The sequence below is a fragment of the Caulobacter sp. FWC26 genome (assembly GCF_002742645.2).
Classification (GTDB): Bacteria; Pseudomonadota; Alphaproteobacteria; order Caulobacterales; family Caulobacteraceae; genus Caulobacter.
This window is the reverse complement of record NZ_CP033875.1, coordinates 2,864,657-2,879,871: the sequence shown is the minus strand read 5'-3', so window position 1 is coordinate 2,879,871 and position 15,215 is coordinate 2,864,657. Positions and strand designations below refer to the sequence as shown.

10 protein-coding genes are annotated in these 15,215 nt (G+C 67.0%); 5 read left to right on the top strand and 5 right to left on the bottom strand.

Features of this window, described 5'->3' with window-relative positions:
* Nucleotides 1-42 precede the first annotated feature (42 nt).
* From CSW63_RS15180 to CSW63_RS15170, 3 genes are all read right to left on the bottom strand, one after another.
* Entirely contained in the window at nucleotides 43-2,493 is a 2,451-nt protein-coding gene (locus CSW63_RS15180; RefSeq protein ID WP_062093558.1) for a TonB-dependent siderophore receptor, read from the bottom strand.
* Nucleotides 2,494-2,643: 150 nt separating this feature from the next.
* Nucleotides 2,644-3,669, bottom strand: coding sequence for a LacI family DNA-binding transcriptional regulator (locus tag CSW63_RS15175; protein ID WP_062093559.1), 1,026 nt, complete (start codon nucleotides 3,667-3,669; stop codon nucleotides 2,644-2,646).
* A gap of 57 nt (nucleotides 3,670-3,726) precedes the next feature.
* A complete protein-coding gene (locus tag CSW63_RS15170; protein ID WP_062093560.1) occupies nucleotides 3,727-4,350 on the bottom strand; it encodes a TetR/AcrR family transcriptional regulator in 624 nt (207 codons plus the stop codon).
* 80 nt (nucleotides 4,351-4,430) lie between these two features.
* Here CSW63_RS15170 and CSW63_RS15165 point away from each other — a divergent pair, with 80 nt between their 5' ends.
* From CSW63_RS15165 to CSW63_RS15145, 5 genes are all read left to right on the top strand, one after another.
* The gene (locus tag CSW63_RS15165) at nucleotides 4,431-5,450 is read left to right on the top strand and encodes a VOC family protein (RefSeq protein ID WP_062093561.1); all 1,020 of its coding nucleotides are present in this window, start codon (nucleotides 4,431-4,433) and stop codon (nucleotides 5,448-5,450) included.
* Nucleotides 5,447-6,286, top strand: coding sequence for a fumarylacetoacetate hydrolase family protein (locus CSW63_RS15160; protein WP_062093562.1), 840 nt, complete (start codon nucleotides 5,447-5,449; stop codon nucleotides 6,284-6,286). The genes CSW63_RS15165 and CSW63_RS15160 overlap by 4 nt, the downstream gene beginning before the upstream one ends.
* 1 nt (nucleotide 6,287) lies before the next feature.
* Nucleotides 6,288-7,745, top strand: a complete 1,458-nt coding sequence (locus CSW63_RS15155; protein WP_062093563.1) for a bifunctional 3-(3-hydroxy-phenyl)propionate/3-hydroxycinnamic acid hydroxylase — start codon at nucleotides 6,288-6,290, stop codon at nucleotides 7,743-7,745.
* A 73-nt stretch (nucleotides 7,746-7,818) separates the two neighbouring features.
* The gene (locus CSW63_RS15150) at nucleotides 7,819-9,390 is read left to right on the top strand and encodes an AMP-binding protein (RefSeq protein ID WP_062093564.1); all 1,572 of its coding nucleotides are present in this window, start codon (nucleotides 7,819-7,821) and stop codon (nucleotides 9,388-9,390) included.
* Between the two features lie 398 nt (nucleotides 9,391-9,788).
* Nucleotides 9,789-13,907 carry an AAA family ATPase gene (locus CSW63_RS15145; RefSeq protein WP_062093565.1) on the top strand — a complete coding sequence of 1,373 codons (4,119 nt, stop codon included), beginning with the start codon at nucleotides 9,789-9,791 and terminating at the stop codon, nucleotides 13,905-13,907.
* 18 nt (nucleotides 13,908-13,925) lie between these two features.
* Here the strand turns inward: CSW63_RS15145 and CSW63_RS15140 are convergent, their stop codons facing one another.
* Nucleotides 13,926-14,273: a response regulator transcription factor gene (locus CSW63_RS15140; protein ID WP_168193667.1), complete on the bottom strand. Its 348-nt coding sequence runs from the start codon at nucleotides 14,271-14,273 to the stop codon at nucleotides 13,926-13,928.
* Nucleotides 14,274-14,355: 82 nt separating this feature from the next.
* Nucleotides 14,356-14,994 carry a response regulator transcription factor gene (locus tag CSW63_RS15135; protein ID WP_231737266.1) on the bottom strand — a complete coding sequence of 213 codons (639 nt, stop codon included), beginning with the start codon at nucleotides 14,992-14,994 and terminating at the stop codon, nucleotides 14,356-14,358.
* Between the last annotated feature and the right edge of the window lie 221 nt (nucleotides 14,995-15,215).

Genomic DNA, 15,215 nt, shown 5'->3' with positions numbered 1-15,215 from the left:
CTAATCGGCCGGGCGGGGCAGGAGGCCCGCCCGGCCAGGGGACTAGAAGCTGTAGCGAAGCGTCGCCGTGACAGTTCGGCCGTTGATCGAGCGCGCGCGGATCGCATTGACCGCCCCCGCCGTGATCGAACCTTCTTCCGCCTCGGTCAGGCCGACCTTGTCGAACAGGTTGTTGGCGTTGACCGAAAGCGACAGCGTTTCCGCCAGCTTGTACTCGGCGAAGGCGTTCACCTGGGCGTAAGCCGGGAAGATCAACTGGTTGTCGTCCTGGGCGTAGGCCTTGGTGGTGCCGATGACGCTGGCGCCGATCGTGGCCTTATCGTTGATCGTCCAGGTCGGGGCGAACTGGTAGATCCACTTGGCCTGGCGGCGCGGCGTATTGCCGACGACGGCCGGCGTCAGGGCGTCCTTGTCGATGACGGCGTCGGTGTAGGTGGCCCCGCCGGTGATGGAGAGACCGCCGATGCGATAGCTGGCCTCCAGTTCGACGCCCTTGGCCTTGTAGGTGCGGTCGAAGAACTTCTGGCTGGTGGCCTCGAAGTTCTGCTCCTGCGTGCGGGCCCAGAAGGCCGTCGCGAACAGGCCAAAGCCGTTGCGGCGATACTTCACCCCGCCCTCGACCTGGTCGACCATGTCGACGGCGTCTTCCTTGGACACCGTGCCGTCGGCGCGGACCTTGCCGAACAGCAGGCGGTCGGCGTTGGCGCGGCCGCCGCGGCTGACGCGAGCGAAGGCCGCGACGTCAGGATTGAACTGATAGTTCGCGCCCAGCGACCAGGACGTGTAGCCCCAGTCGTAGTTGACCGGCGAGGCCTTGGCGTTGTCGATCACCGATACGCTCTGCTCGACGTTCTGGATCACGCCGTCGCCATTGACGTCGATTGCGGCTTGCTTGGCGCCCGCATAGAGGCCGCGCGCCTTGCCTTCGTCGCGGCGAAGGCTGGCGTCCAGGCTCAGGGCGCCGATACGGCTCGACAGGCTCAGATAGGGCGCGTCGATGTCGTAGGTGACGTCGTAGCGGCGGGTGCAGCAGTTGCCCCACAGCGGCACGCCGTAGGCGGCGAGGCCCGTCTGGGTCAGCTTGGTCCCGGCGCTGTTGAAGACGTCGAGCAGGGCGGCGTTGTCGCCCTTCACTTCCGAGACGAAGGTGTTCCACAGCCAGTCCATGGCGATGGTCTGGCGCGACTTGTAGTAGCCGGCCGTCACGTCGATCACCGCTTCGCCCGTATCGAAGCTGCGCGACAGCTTCAGGTCGTTCATGGCGTTGCCGAAGTCGTTGATCTCGACGTCGAACATGTGGATCCGCATCGCCAGGCCGTTGCCGTTCAGGCTGCCCGGCGCGGTGATCGCCTGGCCCGCGTTCGGGCCATTGGCGTAGCGCAGGGTCGCGCCCGCGCCGCCGATCGAGGTCGCCAGCGCCTGAGCTCCGAGCACCTCGGCGGGGAAGGGGGCGACGAAGCGGCCCGAGGTCTTGGCGACCTTGAAGCGGTCCTCGATCTTCCAGCCGCCAACGTCGAACTTGGCTTCGGCGCCGAACTGCAGGGTGTCGGGGTGCATACCGTCGGCGACCTTGCTGATGCGGCGGTTGCCATCGCCGTCGAGGCCCGGATTGCTGGTCAGGTAAACCGACTGCAGATCGTCGCGGCCGATGTCGTAGCCGGCGAACGAGCCGATGTCCGGATCGCCGTTGGAGCCGCTCACCCGCGTCGGCATCGGCAGGTAACCGACGGCGCGATCGTTCAGATATTTGACGCTCAGCCGAACGAAGCCGTTCTCGAAGTCCTTGGTCAGGTTGGCCTTGATCTGGCCGCCCTTCTCGGAGGTGTAGCCCGACTTCCGCGCGCCTTCGCCCTCGCGGTAGAAGCCGCCGACATGGAAGCGCAGCGTGTCGCTGATCGGCGCGCCGTAGTCGAAGTCCAGGCGCGTGTGATCGTAGCCGAGCCCTTTGGTCAGGGCGATCTCGCCGCCCTCGACCTCGCCGGTCTTGCTGATGAAGTTGATGACGCCGCCGGGCGAGTTCGACGCGAAGGTCGAGGACGAGCCGCCGCGGACCGACTCGATACGGGCCACGTTCTGATCGGCGCGGAGGAAGATGTCGGCGTTGCCGAACGCGATGTCGCCGAATTCCATGACCGGCAGGCCGTCTTCCTGCAGTTGCAGGAACTTGGCGCCGCCCGAGGCCACGGGCAGGCCGCGCACGGCGATGTTGGCGTTGCCGTCGCCGCCGGTGGATTCCGAACGCACGCCCGGTAGGCCTCGGAAGATTTCGGCGGTCGAGCGCGGGGCCTGGGCCAGGATCTGGTCGGCCGACAGCGCGCTCACGGAAATCGATGAGTTCATCTTGGTCGCGCCGTCGCGCGAGGCGGTGATGACGACGGCGTCGAGCTCCAGGACGTCGTTATCGCGCGGGGTGGTCTGTTGGGCGTGCGCCGCCAAGGGCAGCACGGTCAGCACGGCGACGCCGGCCAGCAGGCGAGCTTTTTGCCTGTTCATCACTTCCTCCTCTGTCGCCGCCGCTTCTTTTGGCGATGGCTGCGATGACACCATGCGTCATACGCAATCGATTGCGAAGGCCAAAAATGACGGTGTTCATGAAATTCGCAATCGATTGCGTTAATTTGGCAACACTCACGCTCCGACCGCTCAGGTTTGGCGAACGATGAGCTCCGGCGCCATGAATACGGACTCGGGGGCGCCGCCCGCAATGCGGCGAAACAGCAGGTCCACCATGCCTCGCGCGCCGGCGGCCAGGTCCTGGCGGACCGTGGTCAACGGCGGCGCGCCGTGCTGCGCCAGCGCGATGTCGTCGAAGCCGACCACCGAGACTTCTTCGGGAACCGATCGACCGGCCTGCTTCAAGGTTTGAACGGCCGTCATCGCGATCAGGTCGGAGGCGGCGAACACCGCATCGAACGACGCGCCGCTATCGACCAGCGCCTGCACTGTCGGCTGCGCGGTCTCGATCGTGAAATGGGCCGGCGCGAAGAGGTCGGGCTCCGGCGTCAGGCCCGCTTCGCTCAGGGCTTGAAGGTAGCCTGCGCGGCGCAGCTCGACTTCCGGCGCGCCGGGCGGTCCGAGAAAGGCGATGCGTCGTCGACCTTGAGCGACCAGGTGCTGGACGGCCATGCGCGCGCCCGCGACATTGTCCGTGCCCACCGTGCAGTAGCGACGCTCGGCGATATCTCCGCCCCAGACGACCAGGGGGCGATACTCGTCGGCCAGGGTGTTGAGCGCGTCGTGCTGGTCGCTTTGTCCGATGACCAGCAATCCGTCCGACCGCTGCGACTGGACGATGCGCTGCAACCATCCAGTTCTGGGCGCAACGACCTTCTTCAACAGCACCTCGTAGCCTCGGCCGGTGATCTCGTCGGCCAGCCGGCCGATCATCTCCAGAAAGAACGGATCGCTGATCAGCTGCTCGCGCTCGTGGCCCAGCGGCACGACCACGCCGATGACATGGGTGCGTTGCAGGCGAAGGCTGCGGGCCGATTGATTGACGACATAGCCGTGGGCTTGGGCGAGCTCGGCGATCCGGTCTCTCAGCCCCTGGGGGATGGACTTGTGGCCCGAGAGCGCGCGCGAGACCGTGGATGTCGATACGCCCGCCAGCCTGGCGATGTCGGCCATCTTGATGCGGCCGGCCGGCGGGGCAGGATGATCGCGACTCATGGGGCGCAGCTTAGTGGATCGGCGGGGCCCGCATAGCGCCGCGTGGCGACGGGTCGATCAGGCGGCCCAGCGCTGGTCGGACAGCTTGGCTGCGTCTGCGGGCGTTACGCCCAAGCCCGTCAGCCCCAGGGTCATCATCTCTCGCACGCGCACCCGCGCCGCGTCGCCGTCGTCGGGGGCGTCCAGAAGGCTCGCCATCAGCACCTGACACAGGCCCAGCCAGTAGAGAACGCCTGTGTTCCTGGCTTCCGGGCTGATCAGGCCCCGTCTCCCGGCGGCTTCGAAATCGTTCGACACGCCCTTGTTCAACGGGTGCGCGCGCTCGGTCACTCCGCCAAGGCCGCGCAGCAGGACCGCCGTCCGCTTGGGGTTGTGTATGGCGAACCGCGCGCTGATCCACATGCCGTTGGCGATGCGCTCGACCGGATCGACGATGTCGTGGTTCGCGCGCGTCACCTGCTCTTCCAGTTCAAGCCGCACCTCGGCCGCGATCGCGGCGGCGAAGGCGTGCTTGTCGGCGAAGTGGTTGAAGAAGCTGCCCTTGGCCACGCCGGCCTTGGCGACGACCTCGTCGACGGGAATGGCGTCGATCGGCTTGAGGGCCAGAAGCTCAAAGCCGGCGGAAAGCAGGGCTGCGCGGGTACGGGCCGCGCGAGGGGAGAGGTCTGACGGGTCTTGCACGTGAGGAAAGTACTTGACTGTTTGGTCAGTCGCAACCAATCTGACTAAGTAGTCAACTTAGATTGGCGCGGGAGGACCTCATGTCGGTGATCAGGATCGAAGACATCGCGCACGTGCGTTTCGCTGCGCCCGACCTCGGCGTCATGCGGGCGTTTCTCGAGGACTTCGGCCTGGCGGCCTTCGAGGCGGATGGGCGGTTGTACGGCAGGGCGGAGGACGGACGCCCTTTCGTGCATGTGACCGAGCCGGGCGAGGCGAGACTCCTGGCGCTGGGCCTGCGCGCCGAGCGCGTTTCGGACCTTGAGGCCCTGGCGGCGCATGACGGCGTGCTGGTGGAGGATCTGAGCGCTCCGGGCGGCGGCAAGGTCGTGCGACTGACCGATCCGGATGGCTATTGCGTCGAGATCGTCGCCGGCCAGACCAAGGATACGGCTGAGGCCCCGCCGGCCTGCGCGCGCTGGAACACCGCGCTGTCGAAGACCCGTCTGCGAGAGGCCGTCCGACTGTCGCCGGCGCCCGCCCACGTGCGCCGCATCGGACACGCGGTTCTGAAGGTCCGCGATTTTCGCCGTTCGGAGCGCTGGTACAAGGAGCGCTTCGGCTTTCTCACCTCCGACGAGGTGGAGGCCGCCGAGGGCGTTCCGGTCGGGGCCTTCATGCGATGCGACCGCGGCGATAAGCCGGCGGATCACCACACCCTGTTTCTCGCGCAGTTGCCCGGTCCGCTGGGTCTGCTGCACGCCGCCTTTGAAGTCGCCGACCTGGACGACCTGATGGTCGGCCACCAGTACCTGAAATCCAGGAACCGGCAGTCCGCCTGGGGCGTCGGTCGCCACATCATGGGCAGTCAGGTCTTCGATTACTGGAAGGATCCGTTCGGCAACGAGCTGGAACACTGGACCGACGGAGACCTGTTCACGGCGGCCGATCCTCCGCAAAAGCAGCCGATGAGCGCCTTGCTCGCGGTGCAGTGGGGCGCTCCCCACCCGATGTTCGCCGGCAAGCGTCCGCCGCCGCCCGGCCTGGTTTCCTTCATCACCGCGATGGTGCTGCGCCTTCAGCGTCTGTTTCGTCGCGACACCCAGAGGATTGGCGCATGAAGCTCGCGACCTACACCGTCGACAACCGCACCCGCACGGGCATCGTGGTCGGAGACAGCATCATCGACACCGGCCTGCCGGGCTCCATGATCGACCTGATCCGCGACTGGGACACGGTTCGCACCGCTCTGGAGCGCAGGGCGAAGGAGGGCGGGGGCGTCCCGCTGTCTTCGGTCAAGCTGGAGGCGCCGATACCGCGCCCGGGAAAGATCTGGGCGATCGGCCTCAACTACGCCGACCACATCGCCGAGTCGAAGATGGAGACGCCGCAACGGCAGGTCTGGTTCACCAAGGCCCAGACCAGCGTCAACGGTCCCTTCGACGACATCCAGATCGCCAAAGGCACGGCGACGGCCGACTACGAGGTCGAACTGGTGGCGGTCATCGGCAAGGGGGGCAAACACATCGCGGCGGCCGACGCGCCCGCGGCGATCTTCGGCTACTGCGTCGGCAACGACGTGACCGAGCGCCTCTGGCAGCACGCCGGGCCGCAGTGGTCGCTGGGCAAGAGCTTCGACACCCATGCGCCCATGGGGCCGTGGATCGTCACCGCCGACGAGGTCGAAGACCCTCATGCGCTGGATCTTCGCTGCTTCGTGAATGGCCAGATGCGGCAGGAGTCCAACACCCGTCACCTGGTCTTCGACATCTGGAGTCAGGTGGAGCATCTGTCGGTCGGCATGACGCTGGAGCCGGGCGACTGTCTGTTCACAGGGACGCCCGGCGGCGTCGGCGCGGCCATGGATCCGCGCCAGTTCCTGAAGGCCGGCGATGTGGTGCGCTGTGAGATCGACGGGCTCGGCCATATCGAGGCCGTCATGGTCGACGAGGCGTGACGTGGCGGACCTTGATTGCGATGTCCTGATCGCGGGAGGCGGACCCACGGGGGTCACCCTGGCCATCCTCCTGGCGCGGCATGGCGTGAATGTGGTGGTGGCGGAGAAGGAAACAGCGATCTTTCCGCTGCCGCGCGCGGCTCACATCGATCACGAAGGCATGCGTATCCTGCAGGCTGCCGGCGCGGCCGACGCGGTGTTCGCGACCAGTCGCCGTGTGGCGCGCTACGACTTCCTCAACGCTCGCGGAAAGCTTCTGATGCGCTTCGATGGCGCGGACCGGATGGGGCCTGGGGGCTGGCCCGGCGCGAACATGATCCACCAGCCGTCGGTCGAGGCCGCGCTGCGCCGCTCGCTGCAGCGACAGCAGACGGCGGAGCTGAAGTCGGGTTGGGCCGTGGAGGGCTTTGTCGACGACGGCGAAGGCGTCACCACCCGGATCAACACCGCCGAGGGCGACAAGGTAGTGCGCAGCCGGTTCCTGATCGGCGCCGACGGCGCGCGCTCGCCCGTGCGCTCGGCCGCTGGCATAACCTTCGACGATCTTCGCTTTGAGGAGCCCTGGCTGGTGGTCGACGTCCTGGTCGATGACGCCACGCGCCTGCCCGCCGCCAACCTGCAGATCTGCGACCCGAAGCGCCCGACCACCTGCGTTCTGATGGGGGAGGGGCGTCACCGCTGGGAGTTTATGATCCTGCCGGGCGAGACCCCCGAGCAGGTCAGCCAGGACGCCTTCATCGAGACGTTGCTGGAGCCGTGGAACGTGAAGGGCGCGGTGCGGATCGAACGCAAGGCGGTTTACACCTTCCGGGCGCGGATCGCCGCTGAATGGCGTAAGGGGCGCGTGCTCCTGGCCGGCGACGCGGCGCACCAGACGCCGCCGTTCGCGGGGCAGGGGCTATGTTCGGGCCTGCGTGACGCGGACAATCTGGCCTGGAAACTCGCCGCCGTCCTGAAGGCGGACGCGCCCGAGAGTCTGCTCGATAGCTATCAGCCTGAACGAAGCCCCCATCTGCGCGCCACGATCGACATGGCGGTGATGATGGGAAGGATGGTCTGCAAGACCAATCGCCTGTCGGCCTGGGTACGCGATATGCAGATCGGACTTGGCCGCGCGTTGGGCAAGCTGCCCAGCGGTCCGCCCGGCTATCCGGCGCTGTCGGTCGGCGTGATCTTGTCCGGCGACGCTAATGCGGGCGCCTACTTCCCTCAGTGTCTCGCGGCCGATGGCGCACGCCTGGACGACGCCTTGGGTCAGGAGGCCTGGCTTCTGACCCGCAAGGCTCTGGACGCCGTCCCGCTGCAGCCCTTCGCCCAGCCGCTTTCGCGCTGGTTCGAGGCGCGCGGCGTCGAGGCGGTGCTGGTGCGGCCCGACCGCCATGTCTTTGGCGCAGGCTCCCCCGACGCCTTGCGCACGGCTTGGCGGACGATGACCGGCCTGCGCGCGCAAGAGTTCTAACCTCACCTCGGGGCGCCCTATCCAAGGCGCGTTCGTCGCGCCCATTCTGCTCAACCCGTCGCGGAGCATCCTCATGACCGATCAAACCTCCGTCGCGAGGCCGTTGACGCCCTTCGAGGGCATGGACATCCGCACCCTGATCGACGGACATGCGCAAGGCCGGGGCGACCACCCGTTCCTGATCTGGGCGCCGTTCGAAGGCGAAGAGGAGAGCTGGGGCTATGCGGCGTTCGCCGAGCGGCTTCGCGGCTTCGCCGGCGGGCTGCACGCCCGAGGTGTCAAACCGGGCGATCGCGTGCTGGTTCACCTTGAGAACTGTCCGGAGTTCATTCTGGCGTGGCTGGGGTGCGCCTATGCCGGCGCCGTGCCCGTGACCACGAACACAAACTCCACGCAGGACGAGTTGGACTACTTCGTCCATCACAGCGGCGCCGTCGGCGCGATCACCCAGCCAGGCTTCGCCGCGCTGGTGGCGAGCGTTCTGCCGGCCGGCGCCTGGCGCGTGGCGACCAGCGCGGGGGAGGGCTTGCCGGCGGGTTTTGAGCTCTTCGACGCTCTTGACGGCGACCCGGCCCATGCGCCCCCACGTCCGCATGACCCCTGGGCGCCGTTCGGCATCCAATACACGTCCGGCACGACCGCCCGCCCCAAGGCAGTGCTCTGGACCCACGCCAACGCCTTGTGGGGCGCCAAGATGTGCGCGCTGCATGAAGGCCTGCGGGCGGACGACGTGCATCTGACCTACCTACCGCTGTTCCACACCAACGCCCAGGTCTACTCGGTGCTGGCGTCCCTGTGGGTCGGCGCGACCGTGGTGTTGCAGCCCAGGTTCTCGGCCTCGCGGTTCTGGCCGGTGTCGCTTCGTCATGGCGCGACCTGGACCTCGATGGTGCCGTTCTGCGCCAAGGCGCTGGTTCAACAGCACGTCCCGCCCACGCACAGCTACCGGTTCTTCGGCAACGGCATCTGCGACGCGCCTTGGGACGCCATGTTCGGCGTCCGCTCGATCGGCTGGTGGGGCATGACCGAGACCATCGCCCATGGATCGGTCGGGTCCGTCGACCATCCGGACGCGCCGATGTCCATGGGGCGACCATCGCCGGGCTACCGGCTTCACGTTCTCGACGACGACGGCCGCGCGGTGGCGCCTGGAGAGGTCGGCAACCTTTACGTGGAGGGCCAGCGGGGCGTGTCGCTCTTTCTGGAGTACGCGAACGATCCCGCCGCGACGGCGGCGGCGTTCACCCGCGAGGGCCTGTTCATCACCGGCGACCGCGTCCGGGTCGGACAGGACGGATGGCTCTATTTCGCGGATCGATCCAAGGACATGTTGAAGGTCGGGGGCGAAAATGTCGCCGCCTCCGAGATCGAACGCGTCATCGCCCAGGTCCCGGGCGTCGCCGAGGTCGCGGTCGTGGCCATGGCGCATCCGATGCTCGACGAGGTCCCGGCGGCCTTTGTTCTGCCCGCCCGAGCGCCTGACGAGGATCTCAAGCGGCAGATCGAGGCCGCCTGCGAACACGCGCTGGCCGCCTTCAAGCGCCCTCGGCTGATCCGCTTCGTCGATAGCCTGCCCCGTTCCACGCTCGAAAAAGTGGCCAAGCATGAGCTTCGGGCGCTCCTGCGCAACGAGATGGCCTCGTAGGGCGAAGTCGCGCCGCGCTGAACTTTGAACACGCTCGGGCTCACGCCTTAAGTCTAGCGTAACTTGCCGGGGGGGGGGCGTCGTTCGGGGGGCAAGCGTGTGGCGCTGCGCTGCGACTGAGAAACGCTCACAACGCTGTTCTTTGTACGATCTGACGGCGGAAGCTGTTGCGGCGCATTGAGCCTTGAGCTACGCGCCAAGTGTGGCGTCGCGCGTCGTACAACGTATTGGCAAGTGGTGGCGCGCCTCGATGCGCCTCGCCGCCGCCTTGCGGTGGCCGACGCCGAGCGTCTGGGCGAGGCGGTGGTGACTTGGCGAACGCGAACGATATGGATCGGCAGGTCGTACGCTCAAGCGAGGCCATCCGGCGCGCGCTCGCCCCGCGTGGCGCGGCCTAGATGACGCTTCACGCTTCCAAGCGCCTGTTTGGGCGTCTGCGTGAAACCGCTGCGCTGGTCGACGCCTTCAATCGGGTCTCTACGACCGGACGATCGGAACTGATCGTGATCTCCGGGGCGCCGGGGATCGGCAAGTCGGCCTTGGCCCACCGTCTTCGCGCCTTGATCGCTCACGATCAGTCGCGTTTCGCCTTCGGCAAGAGCGAGGCCTCTGTGGACGGCGTAACGCTTGGTCCGTTGACTCAAGCCTTGCGCATGTTGATCGCCGACGTGTTGGGCGAAGGCGACGAAACGCTGAACCCGATCCGGGCTCGACTTTTGGCGGACTTGGGGGGAGACGGGCGGCTGCTTCTGGATCTTGTGCCGGAGGCCGAGGCTTTGACGGGCCGCCCGCCACGCGGACGGGATCTGCCTCCGGCGATGGCTCAGTCCCGGCTGCACCACGGCTTTGCGGCGGTGTTGCAGGCGTTCGCGGCGGCTGGACGGCCGTTGATCCTGCTGGTGGACGATGTCCAGTGGGCCGATCCGGCTACGCGCGCGGTGCTCTTGGCGCTAAGCCAGGCCACGCCCCAGAACGTCTTGATCGTTCTGACTCTCCGAACCTCGGAGGTGGGCGATGTCGCGCCAAATGATGACTGGCTGGTCCAGCTGCGCGCGACGTCGATGCCTCGCACCGAGATTCGGCTGGAGCCGCTTTCGATTGCGGCGACGACCGAGATACTGGCGCACTTCGGGTGTGCGGGCCTCGACGACGACGAGCTGGGAAGGCTGGCGGGCGTGATCCACGCGCGCGCCCAGGGCAATCCCTTCTTCATCGAGCAACTGCTGCGCTCGCATTTCGCCGACGCCACTGACCTTACAGGTCGGGATGGAAGCGAGGGGAGCGCCCTGGCGGCCGCGCCGCGGGACGTCCGGTCGTTCATGACCGAGAAGCTCGAAAGCTTGCCGAAAGATCAGCTGGCTGTCGTCACCGCCCTGGACTTCGCGGACGGCTATGCGGAGTTAGGTCTTCTGGCCGCCCTCGTCAGGGCTTCTGAGCCTTCGCTGGCGCCGACAACCGACGCCCTGATCGCTCAGGGCTTGGTCAGGCCGATGGAACAAGGTTACGGCTTCGCCCATGACCGCGTTCGCGAGGCCGCGCGCCTCTTGACGCCGATCCAGGACAGGCCGCTGCAGCATGCTCGCGCCGCACGGCTGATGCTGCTTCGCCGCGCGGCGGACAGCCCGGATCAGCTGTTGCGGGTCGCCGGTCTGATCCTCAAGGCGGTTCGAGATGAAGGTGTCGGCGCCCTGCGGGGCGGTGTTAGGCTGCGTTTCGCCGAAAGCCTGCGCCGGGCCGCCGACCTGGCGACATCGAGCGGCTCGCTGGATCAAGCCGCTACTTATCTCGACGCCGCCGATGCGCTTGTGAGGGGCTCCTGGTGGCGAGATCACCCCGCCCTGATCGTCGCGATCAAGCAGGGACAGGCCGCCAGCTTGATGGCGCGAGGGAAGATCAGCGACGCCGAGGAAAACCTGGCGACGCTGCTGTCACAGGACCTGACGGTGCTGAGCCGGGCCGAAACCTACCGGTTGATGGCGGTTCTGAGGACGGTTCAATCAGACTACGAGGGCGCCATCGCGGCCGCGCTCGCGGGTCTCGAACTTCTGGGTCATCGGCTTGAGCGCGGGCCCTCGGAGAGCGCCTGCCTCGAGGCGGCGGAGCGAATCCGGGCTGTGATGGGCGACCGTCCCGACGCTGATTTCGCCCGGCGTCCGTTGAGCGACAGCCCCGCGACAGCCCTGGCGACCTCGCTGCTCTCTACGCTGATCGTGACGACCTTCTCCGGGGATCGCCTGCTGTTCACGCATTTGGCCAAGGTCGTGGAGCTCACCCTGGCCGACGGTATCACGTCGAACAGCGCCTACGGACTGGCCTGGTACGGCGTGATGATCGCCCATTTCCACGATCGGCATGAGGACGGCTTCGCCTATGTGCAGGCGGCGCTGGAGCTGGTGGAGCGCCACGGTTTCGAAGGTCAGCGCACGACGGCGCTGCTCGCCATGGATCAGCTCAGTCCCTGGATCAAGCCGTTCGGTTACGCGCTGGAGCGGGTCTACGACGCTATCGCTGCGGCCAAGGCCGCGGGCGATCTGGCGATGAGCTGCTATGCCCGCAACCACCTGGTCTCCGATTTGATCCAGATGGGGCGACCGCTCGCGGACGTCGAGAAGGACGCGCGACGGGGTATCGCGTTCGCGCGGCGTTTCGGCTTCCGCGACATCGAAATCCTGATCGAGGCTCAGCATGGCTTCGTTCGACGCATGCAACTTGGCTATGAGGCCGGGGCCGACGCGCCTTCCGATGTGGTGGTGTCCGCGTCGACCACCTGCTGGCTGAAACTCTATGACGGCGTCGCCGCCTATTGGTTTGGCGATCATGCGCGCGCCGCCCAGGCTCTGGCCGAGGCCGAAGCGGTAGCCTGGGCGCTGCCGGCCCACATCGACCTGGCCTATCTGACCTTGTTCCGTGCGCTGAACGCGGCCCAAGACACCGACAAGGATCGGGCGCTGGCAGAGATCCTGCCCTTGCGCGAGCGGCTGGCGCGCTGGCGATCCCGTAATCCCAGCACGTTCGAGCACCGCCTTATAATGCTCGAAGCCGAGATCGCGCGTCTACAGGGGCAACCCCTGGAAGCGCTTCGCGCCTTTGATGCCGCGATCGCGGCCTCAGGCGCCTTCGTGCACGAGCGCGCTCTGGCCGAGGAGCTGGCCGGCGACCTCTGTCGCCAGGAAGGTCTCGTTCATCTGGCGGGTCGCTATGCGTCCGCAGCTCAGGACCACTACTCGGCCTGGGGCGCGGCGGCCAAGGCCGCTCAGCTTCGAACCAAGGCGGCCGCCCTGGGGCTCGCCGCGGATCGTCCGCCCGACCTGACGGCCATGCTGGATTCGATCCGGGCGATGACGGGGGAGGTGGAGCTTCCCAACCTCCTGCGCGCCGCCCTTGAGGCGCTGATCGACCACGCTCAAGCGCCGGGGGGGATGCTCCTGCTGTTGAAGGACAGCGACCCGATGATCGAAGCGGTCGGGGTTCGGACCGATGACGGCGTCGAAGTTCGTCTCTCGTCCACGGTGCCGACCGAAGACCGGATACCTACGGCGATGCTCACCCGCTTGCTTAGGGCCTCGGAACCGGTCGTGGCGGAGGGGGAGGGCGACCTAGCCGTAGGCGTTCCCCTACGCCATGACGATGGGCTGGTCGGCATGGTCTATCTGACCTTGGCCCCCGCCCAGGCGCTACGTCTCGACACCCAGGCCCTGATGCTGCTGGCGGGTCAGGCTGCGGCGGCCTTGCGCGTCGCGCAGCGCCATTCGCGACTGCTGGCCGATCACGAGCGCAAGTCCCAGGCCGACGCGGCGCTCCGGTTGGCTCGCACCGAACTTTCCCGCACCGCCCACCTGGCCATGATGGGAGGGCTCGCGGCCTCGATCGCCCATGAGGTAAACCAGCCGCTGGCCAGCATTCTCAGCGGCGCCGACGCCAGTCTTCGCTGGCTGCGACGACCGGTTCCCGACATCGAGGAGGCTGTCGCGGGTCTTTCCGGCATCCGGGCGGGCGCCGAGCGCGCGGCGTCGATCATCGCTTCGCTCCGCTCCCTGGCCAAGCAGGACTACGCGGCGATGGAGCCGCTGGTCCTGGACGCCGTAATCGAGGACGTCGTCCGTCTGACCCAGCCTGAAGTCGAGGCCCAACAGGTCAGCCTGACCTGCCAGTTGACGGCCGGTCAAACCCAGGTGCTGGGCGACCGTGTTCAACTGCAACAGATCGTGCTGAACTTGGTCACAAACGCCCTAGACGCCCTTGCGGCGCGGTCGGAGGGGCGTGAGCTCACCATCACTTCGGCGATCGAGGGCGCGAGCCTGGTGGTGCGCGTGGAGGATACCGGCGGCGGCATTCCGCTCGAGCTGGTCGACCAGATCTTCATGCCGCTGTTCACGACCAAGTCGAGCGGCATGGGCATGGGCCTGGCGATCGGGCGCTCGATCATCGAAGCCCACGGCGGTGTGCTCACGGCCCAGCCGCGGGCAGGCGGCGGCGCTTGTTTCAGCTTCTCGCTTCCGATCCTGGCCGGAGCCTAGTCTAGGCTGTGCGCCCGGTCATTCGCGGCTCGCGATGGCGCGCCTGAGGGCGGAGATCAACGCTTCGGGGTCCAAAGGCTTCTCAAGCACCGCGTGCACCCCCGTCTCGGCGGCCTCCTGGCACGCCGTCGGGGTCGAGTGCGCCGTCATCAGGATGAGGGGCGAGCGGTCGCCGGCGCGACGGAGCGTGCGCGCCAGATCGATTCCGGTGAGCTCGGGCATCTGGAGATCCGAGACGATGCAGCAAACGCCCTGCCGATCCGCCGCCAGGAACTCCACGGCGGACGCGAAGACGGCCGTTCGATAGTCGTAGGATCGGATCAGGCTCGCGATCGCCGTACGCACCAGCGCATCGTCGTCGATCACGGCTATCACGGCTGGCGGCAAAAGCGGGTTTCCTCTCGGCCTTCAGGGGCTCCGCGCGATCAAGTCGCGAAGCGGCGGCGATCTAGTCGCGCGGGCGCAGGGCCGACAACGCTTGGGAAATTCGCACCAGGTCAGCTACGGTCCGCACCCCCATTTTTCTCAACATGCTGGCGCGATGCAGCTTAACGGTGATCTCCGATAGTCCAAGGTCGCCGGCGATCTGCTTATTGAGCAGCCCCTGGGCGACGCCCTCGAACACCTGCCGCTCCCGAGGCGTAAGGCAGTCCCAGCGGGCCTTAAGCTCGGCGCCGTGGGCTTGCTCCTCCAGATAGGCCTTGGCGTGATCCAGGGCCGCGTGGACGGCGTCGATCATGTCCTGCTCGCGGAAAGGCTTGGGCAGGAAGTCTACGGCGCCGCTCTTCATGGCGCGCACCGACATGGGGATGTCGCCGTGACCCGTCATGAATACGACGGGAATCCGCCAGCCGCGCTCGCTAAGCTTTGTGATGAACTCGAAGCCTCCCATCTGGGGCATGCGGACATCCAAGACGATGCAGCAGGGCGCCAAGGGTTCGGGCGCGTCCAGCATTTCCTGGCCGCTGGCGTGGCATCGGGTGGTCAGGCCGATGGATCTGAACAGACTGTCCAGCGACTGTCGCACCAGCGGATCGTCATCAATGATCATGACGTCGGCGTGCTGCGCCTCGGGCGGTTTCGACACGGGTTTGCCGCTCCTGATCGCACGCTCGCTCAACGCCGCCGTCGAGCGCGCGCCCGGCCAGGCCGGAGCATCAAGCAGGTGGTTTCCATAAGCCATTTTGGCATCATCAGGCCTGATGGCCCGCGCGGGCAAGCCACACCATCGTATGGTCCGCGCCATCGAAAGCCCGAGGAACTGCCGTCGGCGACTTGACCATACGATGGGTTAGGTTCCGCAGACCA